The sequence below is a fragment of the Streptomyces sp. NPDC054956 genome (genome assembly GCF_053609185.1).
This window is the reverse complement of record NZ_JBSGXB010000267.1, coordinates 1-10,771: the sequence shown is the minus strand read 5'-3', so window position 1 is coordinate 10,771 and position 10,771 is coordinate 1. Positions and strand designations below refer to the sequence as shown.

Annotated in this window: 12 protein-coding genes; 2 read left to right on the top strand and 10 right to left on the bottom strand. The window is 69.8% G+C overall.

The features are described from left to right. From ACWGDE_RS30330 to ACWGDE_RS30300, 7 genes are all read right to left on the bottom strand, one after another. The coding region (locus tag ACWGDE_RS30330) for a relaxase/mobilization nuclease domain-containing protein (protein WP_453392230.1) at positions 1–715 on the bottom strand (715 nt) is incomplete at its 3' end. A gap of 15 nt (positions 716–730) precedes the next feature. Next, positions 731–1,258: a MobC family plasmid mobilization relaxosome protein gene (locus ACWGDE_RS30325; RefSeq protein ID WP_453392229.1), complete on the bottom strand. Its 528-nt coding sequence runs from the start codon at positions 1,256–1,258 to the stop codon at positions 731–733. Between the two features lie 249 nt (positions 1,259–1,507). After that, positions 1,508–1,699, bottom strand: coding sequence for a hypothetical protein (locus ACWGDE_RS30320; protein WP_453392228.1), 192 nt, complete (start codon positions 1,697–1,699; stop codon positions 1,508–1,510). Beyond that, positions 1,696–2,580, bottom strand: a complete 885-nt coding sequence (locus ACWGDE_RS30315) for a DUF2637 domain-containing protein (RefSeq protein WP_453392227.1) — start codon at positions 2,578–2,580, stop codon at positions 1,696–1,698. The genes ACWGDE_RS30320 and ACWGDE_RS30315 overlap by 4 nt, the downstream gene beginning before the upstream one ends. Before the next feature lie 91 nt (positions 2,581–2,671). Beyond that, on the bottom strand, positions 2,672–3,352 hold the full coding sequence (locus ACWGDE_RS30310) for a WhiB family transcriptional regulator (protein WP_453392226.1): 681 nt from the start codon (positions 3,350–3,352) through the stop codon (positions 2,672–2,674). Positions 3,353–3,415: 63 nt separating this feature from the next. After that, entirely contained in the window at positions 3,416–4,120 is a 705-nt protein-coding gene (locus ACWGDE_RS30305) for an ATP-binding protein (protein WP_453392231.1), read from the bottom strand. 47 nt (positions 4,121–4,167) lie between these two features. After that, positions 4,168–5,307, bottom strand: a complete 1,140-nt coding sequence (locus ACWGDE_RS30300; RefSeq protein ID WP_453392225.1) for a hypothetical protein — start codon at positions 5,305–5,307, stop codon at positions 4,168–4,170. Positions 5,308–6,281: 974 nt separating this feature from the next. On the opposite strand from ACWGDE_RS30300, the gene ACWGDE_RS30295 reads away from it, so the two are divergent. Beyond that, entirely contained in the window at positions 6,282–7,631 is a 1,350-nt protein-coding gene (locus tag ACWGDE_RS30295) for a helix-turn-helix transcriptional regulator (protein ID WP_453392224.1), read from the top strand. A 229-nt stretch (positions 7,632–7,860) separates the two neighbouring features. Beyond that, positions 7,861–8,286: an acyl-CoA thioesterase gene (locus ACWGDE_RS30290; RefSeq protein WP_453392223.1), complete on the top strand. Its 426-nt coding sequence runs from the start codon at positions 7,861–7,863 to the stop codon at positions 8,284–8,286. 74 nt (positions 8,287–8,360) lie between these two features. Here the strand turns inward: ACWGDE_RS30290 and ACWGDE_RS30285 are convergent, their stop codons facing one another. From ACWGDE_RS30285 to ACWGDE_RS30275, 3 genes are all read right to left on the bottom strand, one after another. Next, positions 8,361–8,915: an AAA family ATPase gene (locus ACWGDE_RS30285; protein ID WP_453392222.1), complete on the bottom strand. Its 555-nt coding sequence runs from the start codon at positions 8,913–8,915 to the stop codon at positions 8,361–8,363. 42 nt (positions 8,916–8,957) lie between these two features. Continuing rightward, entirely contained in the window at positions 8,958–9,446 is a 489-nt protein-coding gene (locus ACWGDE_RS30280; protein ID WP_453392221.1) for a class I SAM-dependent methyltransferase, read from the bottom strand. 149 nt (positions 9,447–9,595) lie between these two features. Then, on the bottom strand, positions 9,596–10,771 hold a 1,176-nt coding region (locus tag ACWGDE_RS30275; RefSeq protein ID WP_453392220.1), incomplete at its 5' end, for an MFS transporter.

The following is a 10,771-nucleotide window of genomic DNA, read 5'->3' as shown; positions in this document are numbered from 1 at the left end:
CAAGGTCTCCGGAGGGTGCAACGCGCTTGCGGATCAGCACCCCGGAGGCGCCCAGCCGCTCGAAGAACTCTTCCTCGCTGGCGACGCCGGCAGCCGCGCGTCGTACGGTCTCCCGCAGTTCCTCCCGGGGCGTGCGCTCGCGTCCCATGCGATCGGCCTTATGGCGTTCGGCGCTGGTGGGCCGCTGGGCGGCGGTGCCGTCACCCGGATTGAGCTGACGCAGGCCCAGTTCCTTCTCCAGGAGCCGTGCTTCGGCCTGGACGCGGACGGCATCGAAGTCGAGGTCGGGCCGGTAGCCGTCCTCGCGGACCAAGGTGGCCAGGATGTGGATGTGATCGTCGGCATGCCGGACGGCGACCCAGCGGCAGCCGGAGCCCTGCTCGGGGTCGTCGATGCCGGCGGCGGCGACCATCCGGCGGGCGACGTCGCCCCACTCCTGGTCGGACAGGGGCCGGTCGGTGGGCGCGTTGCGTACCGACAGGTGCCACACGTGCTTCGTCGGCCGCTCGGTCTCGTCGAGGTTGGCGAGGGGCTGGTCGAGGAGTTCCTGGAGCTGCTTGTAGGTGACTGCGGGTTCGCGGCCGGGGTCGGGGGCGGCGTGGTCCCAAGAGGCCACCAGGTGCGGGTCGATGTGTTCCTCGGCCTTGCCGGGCCCGTACAGGTAGTACAGAAGGCCGATGGTGCGCGTCCCGCGCTTGTGGATCTTGGGGACCATGACGGGTGGGGGTTCCTAGCGGTGTTCGAGGAGCTGGTCGGTGGCGGTCTGGACTCGGCGGATCGCCCGCTGCACGGCGACCAGCACGGCGTCGAGCTGGACGTCCGCAGGCTGGCCACCGGAGTTGACCGCGCGGGCCAGCTGGTTGAGGTTGTTGCCGACGTGGCCGAGGTGCCGGCGGGCGGCGAAGAGCTCCGCGATCACTTCTCGTTCACCGGCGATGGCGGCGGCGGCACGGTCTGGGTCGCGGGCGGCGGCAAGCCCGCTGCGGGCGAGGAACGCGGGCAGGCTCGTACGGGATGCAGCTGCTGCGGTGGCAAGGCGGTTCTTCTCGTCGTCGTTGAGGCGGACGCTGCAGACGTGCGAGCGCTTGTTGGCGGCGGTCTTCGGCGAGCGCTTGCGCGAGGCGTTCTTCGTGGGGCGGCGCTTGCGGCGCGGCGTGGGCTTCTCCTCCGGCTGCGATCCGCCCTCGGTCGCTGCCTTGTGGACCGGTGCCCCCTGGCTCCGGTCCGTTCCCGCCACCCCCGGGGCGGGATGGGCCAAGACGCGCTTCCCCGACGGGGAAGAGTGTCTTGGCCGATAACTTGCTCCTTCTGGGAGCGAGTTGACGTCGGGAGAGCGGTCGTCACGGGCGCAGGATTCGGCCGACTTGATGGTCCTGTTCGGCGCCGGTTCGGGCTGGTTTTCAGCGGGCTGCATGGGTGTATTGGCTCCTTCCGGGAGGTCAGGTGGTGGGGGGAACGGGACGGCGGCCCGGGTGCTGGTCCGGGCCGCCGTAGGGACAGGGTTCGGTCACCGGCACAGGGGGCAGCGCTCGAAGTGTCGGGCCAGGGCCCTGGCCATGTTCTGCTTCACGCCCCAGGCGTGCCGGGTGCTCGCCTTCGCTGCAGTGCTGCCCTCGTGACGGGCGGCATGGCCGCGCAGGAAGGCGATGTCGCGCTCGTAACCGGCCTTCATGTCGGCGAATCGGGCGCAGGTCTTCATCGGTGGGTGGCTCCTTCGTGGGATTTGGGGGAGGCGGTCGCGGAGCGAAGCGCGGTCAGGACGGGGCCGATGTGCTCGTTGCCGAGGGGGATGCCGCGGGCGCGCATGATGCTCCGCAGCTGGGTTCGGGTGATCTGCTCGTTCCCGTCCGCAGCCAGGGCTGCGGGGACGTCCGGGAGGACCAGCTCGACGACCTGTTCCTCGGACAGGCGGCGCGGTCCGGTCCGGCGTTCGGACCGTCCGGCGTGGACCTTCGCCCGGACGGTCCGAGGCCGTACCGGTCCCGTCCGAGTCCGCCTCGGTCCGGGTTTGGGGCTGGGTCGGTCCGGTCCGGCGGGGGCGTCGGTCCGGGTTTCGTCGTGGTCCGGGTTCGGTCCGGTCCGGGGCTCCGTCGTGTCCTGAGGTGCGGTGGTCCGGCTCGGGCCGGAGCCGGTCCGGGTTTCGGTCGCGCCCTTCCGGAGGGGCCGGGCGATGCGCTGGTGGATCTGCCGCATCAGGACTCCGAAGGCCAGCATCGCGCCCGTCGGCGGGACGGCGGCGACCACGTAGTCCAGGACCGGGACCGGACTGCCGGTGGTGCCGCTGACGCCGGCGACGTTCAGCGCGATTGATCCGGCCGACCCTGCGGCCGTCAGCCCGATTGCCCACCAGTCCGTCACCCGGCGCAGACCCGCTCGCAGCATCAGCAGTTCGCCGGCGACGATGAACATGTCCAGCGTGGCGGGCCAAGCCCACTGCCGGATGGGCGAGCGGTCCAGGCCGTGCTTCCCAGCGACTTCGGCGAGGTGGGCGTAGGAGAGCCAGAATCCTGCGCCAGTCAGGACGATGATCACCGTCCCGGCAGCGATCAGGGCGTATCGGTCGGCGGTCTCCTCGGTCAAGGGCTCCCTTTCTCCAGGCTTGCTGTGGGGCGTGGTGTGTGGCCGCCGGCGGCGCGCATGGTCGACCGGTCGGGAGGTGGCGCCGGGCAGGTCATGCCGCCTTCCGCAGGGCGTCGTTGAGCTCGCGTGTCTGGGCCTGGCGCGGTACCTGGCAGAACGTTTCCTCGGGTGCGCTTCCGTCACCGCTGTCGGCGGGGCTGGCCTGGCTGTCCGCGGCGGGGACCTTCCAGTACCGGTCGCGGTCTGCCACTGCGTGCGCCGCCCGGCGCAGGAGGTCGCGGGCGTGGTCGAAATCGACCCCGAGGACGTAGGCCAGCCGTGAGGTGCTCCAGCCGCGTACGTGGGCGGCGCGGGTGACGGCGTCGCGTTCGGCGGCGGAAAGGTGGACGTCCCGGCCCATGAGGGCGGCGCGGACCCGCTCGTAGTCGAGTCGCTTGGCGACCTTGGCTCGCCAGGGCTTGCGTTCCGCCTCGGTCAGTCCGCCCCACAGGCCCCAGCGGATGTCGTTGTCCATGGCGTGGGTGAAGCAGTCCTGCCGCACGGGGCAGGCACCGCACAGGGTCTTGGCCTCGGCGATGTCGGCGTGGGCCCGCGGCGCGGGGAAGAACATCCGGTCGGCTTCGGCAGTGTCCAGGCCGTGGCAGTTCCCTCGGTCGTGCCACGAGATGTCGGCGATGCCACGCAGATCGGGCACGGGCTGGGTGTTGGTGGTGATTTCGCGCATGGGATGGGTCTCCAGGGCATGCCGGATCGCGGCGAGCGGGTGCGGCACGCAGCGATGGTGCCGGCTGACCGGCTCGCTGGCCGGGCGGTGGAAGGTGGTGGGCGCAGCTGGTCAGGCGGCGCGGAAGCGGCGGTCAGGGCCGTTTAGGTGGACCGGGGTACACATGCCGGACAGGCGGGAGATCACTCGGTCGCCGACCTTGTCCCGCAGCACCGGCTGCCCGGTCGCCATCCCAGGGGTACGCACCGGCGGCAGGTTCGAGGTGACGATCGTCGGCAGCTGGTTCTGCGCACGCCAGTTCAGCAGCCGGAAGGTGATCTCCTCGTTCCACTCGGACGCCTTCGCGGCGCCGAGGTCGTCCAGGAGCAGCAGCGGTATCCGCACGATCCGCCGCAGCAGGTACTCCGGATCGCCACCGCCCCGGGCCCGCATCTCGCCGTACAGGTCGGCGGCGGTCGTGGCGTGCCAGCGCACCCCGCACCCGGAGGCGGTCAAGGCACGGATCGCGGCGTACGCCTGGTGCGTCTTGCCGGCGCCGGTGGAGCCCCACAGCAGCAGGCTGCGGCCGTGGGTGATCTCTCGCTGCCCGGCAGCCCCGAAGTGCGGGTTCAGCGGGCTCGCCGCGTGGCCGACGGCGCTGTCGGCGACGGCGCGGACCCACTCGGCTACGGCGGGGTGCTCGACGCGGGCTTCGCGGTAATCGCGCGGGATTCGCAGCTCGGCGGCCTCAAGCGCGGGGATCGCTTCCGGGGTGTCCGCGATGGGGGCGGTCGGGTCGATGCCGCGCTCGGCGAGCTTGCGCCGCATCCAGGCCATCGCGGCGTTGTCCGCTGTGGTCTGGGGGTCGGCGAGGCTGGTGCGGTTCACAGGGCGACTCCGAAGATTCCGGCGGGCTCGGTGGGGTTGAGGTACGGCGTGTAGGCGGGGGAGGCGCTGGCCCAGGGCCCCGCGCCGGAGGCGTAGGACGGGCTCGAGCTCGACGACGGCGCTGGCCCGGCGTTGAGGAGCTCGTTGACCAGGCTCGGCAGGACGCTGGGGTTCAGCCCCTTGGCGCGCAGCCGCTCCAGTGCCGGCCTCAGGACGTCCGGGCCGTAGCCCTCGTCCAGCAGCGTGCGGATCTCCTTGCCCAGGTGCCCGAGGACCTTCTTCGGCGGACGCCCTCCGGGGCAGCCGCGCAGGTACTCGGCCATCAAGACCTTCGCCGACCACTCGCTCGCGTCGGCCGCTTCCAGCACCGTTTCCGGGGAGGAGCCGAGTGCGGGCGCCTCGCGCCCCCTACGGGAAGATCCAGGATCCAAGATCCTAGATCCAGACCGTGAGTCCTCAGTGAAAGTGGCGCCCATCACGTCGTCTGCTCGGTCCGTACGGCCCTGACCTGCGGATTCCCTCGCGGGGGTTGCCGGAGGCGGGCAGGGGGGCGATGTGGCCTCGATCTCATCCACCTGGGCGAGAGTGGCGTGCGTCACGGTGGGGGTGGAAGCGGGTGAATCGGACGGAACGGTTCGCGTGAGTGCTTCGTGAGCGTTCGCGGAATCGCCTCCGCCGACGGTGCCGGCGGGCGCCCCGTGGACTTCGGCGGGCGCCTGTCGGGGGCTGGCCGCCGCATGGGTCTGGGTGTGGCACTGGGCGCGGTCGCACTCGCCGCACGCCTTCGCCGCCTCGTGGGCCGGGCAGCGGGGCAGCCGCGAGTCCGAAGCGCGGTTGATCTTCTGGTGCCGGTCCCAGGTCACGATGTGCAGCCAGGACTTGCCGTCGCAGCCGGTGTACCGGCACACGAGGCCGACCTCGGCGAGCTGCTCCAGGTCGCGGGCGACGTGAGCGGGGGTGTGCTCCGGGCGCAGCGCCCACAGCCGTCCCGCGATGATGGCCGCGTGGTCCCGGAACCGGCCGGAGTCGTCCGCCTGGGTCAGCAGCCCGAAGAACGTGAGCACCGCGGTGACATCGACGGCGGCAAGGTCCTCGGACTCGAAAGCCTCGGGCTTGATGGTGCGAATGCGCGCCATCAGGCGTCACCCCCGCGCCAGAGGCCCGAAATGGGCGGGTGAGCGGTGTCCGCTGCACAGTCCGCAGCGGTGGCCCGAGGGTCCGGCCTTTCGCGCAGGGGCGTGCCCATGCAAAACTCTCCCTGAGTGATGCCGCAGCCGGTGTGCCCCGTAGGAAGGGCCGGCGCGGTGATGACGGGTCTCTCCGGCCGTTGCCTCGGCTGGAGATAAGACTCTACGGGCCCGGCGCCCGGGAGTTGCCTTCTCCCGGGCGCCGACTGCTTTTGCGGACTAGCCGCTTGGCGTGTCCTGCATGCGTTCCTTTCGCCGGTCACCGGGTTGCCTCCCGGTGGGGGACGACGAACATACGCAGACGCCCGCGCAAGATCCATACCTGGCTCTACAGACCGTGAAAAGTTGTATATGCCAAGCATTCCTTCGGCCAAAAAGGATCTTCAAAAGAGCCCCCACGTTCATGAACCGGCAGGCTGTCGCTCTGTACCGGCTGGTCAGGTCTGGATTTAAGCCCGCAGGCAAAGGCTTCGTCAACGGCATCTCAAGAGCGAATCCACGCGCGTAGATGAATGTGTGGGATGCGTGGAGGCCGGGTGGGTATTCGGGTAACACCCTTCATTGGCAGGGGGGTTGGGTGGCTGGAGCCGACTTCCTGGGGTGATCGCCGGTGGCGTGAATGATCATTCGGCTCCCTTGCAAGAAAAACCGGCAAGGATTTGCCGCTTTCCCGATCATGGAAAACTGCAGGTGAGGGAATGCCCGGATTCGTCATGGAAGGCGGCTGGGCGCCGACGGGTGTGGTTGCGTGTTTAACCAACTGCCCTGTGGTCGAGGCCACAAATTACTGGTCGGTACTAATTGGGCGTATCGTCTTTGTGGGAGACACCAGGCCGGGGGGCCAGCATTCATGCTGCCCCCCGTTTTTTCATGCCCTCAGGCAGGTGCCTCCCGTGTAGAACACGGAGACAAGGAAGAGCCTCATGGTTGCTCAGGGGATAGTCCCCTTCGGCGATGACCACGCCGAGAACAAGGGCGCACACGGCGGAGAAATTGCCGGTCAGTTCATGGGGTTCGGCGGCTGGCTGAAGAGATGGCGCCAGGCGGCGGGGATCACCCAGGCCCCAGTGGCCAAGGCCCTCGGCATGGGGGTACGGACCTACCGCAACGTGGAGAAGGGGGCCGTCCCGCCCCGGTTCACCAAGCCCCAGTGCGAGGCGCTCGCGGATCTGCTGGGACTCGACAAGAGCGAGCGCCACGCCCTGCTGCTCTACAACATCGGCACCACGCTCGACGGTGACCCGCAGATCGACGCCAGTCCGGAGCTGCGCCGTGCACTTCGCCTGCTGATCGACAGGCAGATGCCCTCGCCTACGTACCTCACCGACCGCAACTGGAACATCCTCGCCTACAACGCGGCGATGGCCGAGTGGTGGCCGTGGGTCATGGAGCCGCGCGCCAACCTCATGCGTTGGGCCCTGACGAACCCGGAGGCCCGCACCCAGTACCACGGTTGGGAAATGCACGCTGCGGCCTACGTCCGCTTGTTGAAGTTCGCCCAGGCCACCCACAAGGACAACGCCGAGCTCGTCGACCTGATCGCCGAGGTTCGCCGGAACCCGGACGTGGAGCGGATCTGGCGCACCGAAGCCGACCTGGAAGCCGACAGGGACGGTCATGTCTTCCGGATGATCATCCCCGCCCTGGGCTGGGAGACCATCGAAGTCGTCTCCCACGTCCTGTACCCGGCGTCGATGCCCCACTGCCGGTTCGTAGTGATCACCTGGGTCGAGGCCGAGTCCTCCGACGACGAGACCGACGCCCTTGGTGGCAAGCGCAACGCCTGGGCCCATGCCGAGGCCGGCGCGCCCTCGACTCCGCAGCCCCCCGCCCAGGCCGAAGCCGATGCTGCCCGCCGCCGTGCGGCCCGTGCACTCACCGCCCGCCTCGTCGTCGATAGCGCCGACGAAGCCGCAGCACTCGCCGGCCCCGAGGGCGTCCCGCTCCCAGCACTCAGCGCGCTGGCCGGGCCAAAATGCAGACTCACCCTGTCGCCCGAAAACCACTCCGTGGTGTGGGCCATCCAGGAAGTCCCTGGGGAGTGGGGCATTACGCAGCTGGGGGCCGGAGCCGTCGTCGACCGCATCCATCGGCCGATCGTCGACCCCCAGGCTCGAGCGGAGTTGAAGCTACTCCTGCGCGCCTCGCTGCCGGACTCCGATCAGGCGGCCATCAGCCGGCTCCATGGGCAACTGCCCCAGGTCGACCTCCGGGCTGCCCTCCTTCGCGAGATCTTCAACGACCTCCAAGAGGGCGAGCGCCAGCCCTGCTAGCTGGTGTGGTTAGCCCGCTGACCAAGGAAAGTCACTTACCGTCACGTCTGGTGCTGTCTCCGCTTGGAAGCCTGGGAGGCGGGGCTGGCCCGTCCGGATGACAGAAAACGTCCGGACGGCTGATCCCCGCAGCCCCTGGGCCTTCGACAACGGAGGATGCGCCAGTCCGTCCTCGGACCGGCCGTGCGCCTCGAAGGTACGGCAGATCCCACAACTCTCAGGAGTCACTGTGTCCCGACACATCTACGACTGCCCCGTTCGCTGGTCGGACCTCGACGCGAACGGACACCTCAACAGCTCCCGCTACGGTGTCCTCCTGGAAGAGACCCGCATGCGCATGTTCAGCATGCTCGTCCCCCAGGACCCCGCTGAGCGCTTGGCCCGCAACTTCCTCCTGCGCGAGCAGAGCATCCGATACCAGCACCCGCTGGAGACCTGGGAGACCCCGGTCCGGATCGAGGCCTGGGTGACTGACGTCAAGCGCGTCTCCCTCACCTTCCACTTCGAGGTCAAGGACGACGAGCACATCTACGCCACCGCGACCTCCGTCGTGGCCGGCTACGACTCCATTCGCGGCGGCATCCGCCGCTTTGAGCAGGAGGAACTCGACGTGTTCAAGAGCTACGCCGACACCACCCAGGCGACCGGCAGCTGAACCGCCGACCGTCGGGCCTGCCCGTGGGGGCTCAGGGACGTGGACGCATCCGAATTGGTCCCACGGCTTTGAGGTCAGCGCGCTCGGACGAAGGCTCCGATCTCGGCCGCCCCAGGCCGGTAGCCGTCGGACGTGTCCACGAGCAGGGTAGGCGCGTCGAGGGAGATGTCGACGAACCCCTCGGGGTTGTAGGCGCCGGCAGCGATGTCGCTAAGGAGTTGGCGGTCGCCGTGGGCGGCGCGATGCCTGTCCGAGTCAGCGCGTTCGGTCATGCGCTCGATGATGGTTGGTGTTGGAGTGGTGCACCGGATGATCCGGAGGTCGGCGATCTTCGTTAGGGGTTCGAGGCCGGGGCGCCAGAGCCGGTCCTGGTAGGCGGCCTCGGCGACGACGGTGACGCCGGCATCGAGGAGCACGCTGAGGGTGTCGAAGAAGGCGTGCATGGCCGGGATGTTGAGGGGGTCGTCCCCTCCATGCTGATAGGCCGCGCTGCTCATGACCAAGCCCTGCTTGATCTCGTCACGGATGATCGCGGGACAGCCGAGTTCGTGGGCGAGGCTGTGCGCGAGGGTGGTCTTTCCGGTAGCGGGTGGACCGCTGACCACCACGAGGGTCGGCCGTGTTGGCATTTGCTGCGCTCCCGAGGGGTGAGCCGGTACGTCGGCGCTCGGTCAGGCGAGGGACCGGGCCGGGGTCTTGATGAGCTGGAAGGCGATGAATCCGGGCTGTCGGCTCAGTTTCTCGTACGCGGCCGGGTGCTGGTGGGGCATTGAGGCGGCGGGCCGGTGTTCGACCAGGCGGTCGATGGCGAGGCCGGCTGCGGAGAACTCGGTCACCCATGCCTGGAGGGGCTGGCGCCAGTAGCGGTGCGTCATGCCGTTGGACCAGGTTTCCTCTGCTCGCCCAGCGTCGAAGTAGCTGCCGCCGTTGGCGAGCCAGTCGGCGGTGGGGTGGCTGGTGGAGACGATGATCCGGCCGGCAGGGCGTATTACGCGGGCGAGTTCGGCCAGGGTGCGGACGCGGTCCTCGACGTAGTGGAGGACGAGTGCAAGCAGGACGGTGTCGAAGCGGGCGTCGTCGGCCCAGGTGACGGGTTCGTTGAGGTCGTGCTGGCCGACTTCGACGTGCGGGCCGAGGCGGGTGCGCGTGTGACGGACCATCTCTCCAGCCTGCTGGTCTCTGGGCCGACAGCGACCGAGCTACGCGGGGGGCCTTGCATGGAACGAGGCTGAATGCTCTGCGTGAGAGTCGGGCTGTCCTCAGCAAGGTCCTGGGCTGCCGCGACGGCAGCCCAGGCTGAGCGGTTTCGTTATGGGCGGTGCGAAATCTCCGCCCGGTCGCGGCTGTTCTCCCCGGAGGCGCCTAGTGCAAGGCAGGCGGCCGCAACGGAGAGTGAGGCCAGGGCCGCGAAGAGGTGGGGATAGCCGCCAAGCGGGCCTGCGAGGGCGGCCCCGGCCCAGGGGGCCAATGCTCCCGCGATGTGGGCCGGGGCGCCGAGGAGTCCGGAGAGGCGGCCGTAGTGGGTGGTGCCCCAGCGGTCGGTGACGGCGGTGGCCTGAAGCAGGGTCAGGTTGCCTCGTACGACCCCGGCCAGGACGGCGAGCACGATGAGCAGCGGCATCGGGCCCGGGAGCAGGGCGAGGGACGCCGTGGTCGCACCGCCCAGGGCGATCAGCGCGACCGTGCGGGCGGTGACGGACACGCGGGCGGACAGGCCGGAGTAGAGCGTACGGCCCAGGGTCTGGCCGGCGCCGCCGAGTCCGAGTGCCCAGGCGGCGGTCGTCGCGTCGGCGCCGCGTTCGGTGAGGAGCGGGATGATGCCCATGACGACGGCGTACATGGCGAAGCCGGAGAGGGTGAAGGCGACGGCCAGGAGGAGGAAGGGGCGGCTGCGGGCGACTGGAGTGCGGTCGGCCGAAGGCGGAGCGGGCGGGGCCGGCGGCCATGGAGCGCGCAGGGCGAGGGCATGGGCGGGGATGGTGACGGCGGCGAGGATCACGGCCAGCACCACGTAGGTGGCTCGCCAGCTGAGGTGTTCGGCGAGGGCGGCAGTCAGTGGCGCGAAGAGGGTGGAGGCCAGGCCGCCGGCGAGGGTGACGATCGTCAGGGCCCGGACGCGGTCGGCGCCCCACCAGCGGGTGAGGGCGGCGAAGGCCGGCGGGTAGAAGGTGGCGGCCATGGCGACACCCGCGAGGATCCAACCGCAGGTGAAGACCGGCAGGTTCGGGGCTGCCGCGATCAGTAGGACGGCCAGGGTGCCGATCACGGACCCGGTGGTCATCACAGTGCGTGGTCCCCGGCGGTCGAGGATCCTGCCGATGGGGATGCCCGCCACGGCGGAGACGAGGAGCGCTCCGGAGAAGGCCGCCGTGGTGGCGGCCGGGGACCAACCGGTGTCGGCGGTGATGTGGGAGCCCAGGACGGGGAAGGCGTAGTAGACGATTCCCCAGCTGGTGATTTGCGTGGCACACAGGGCGGGCAGAGC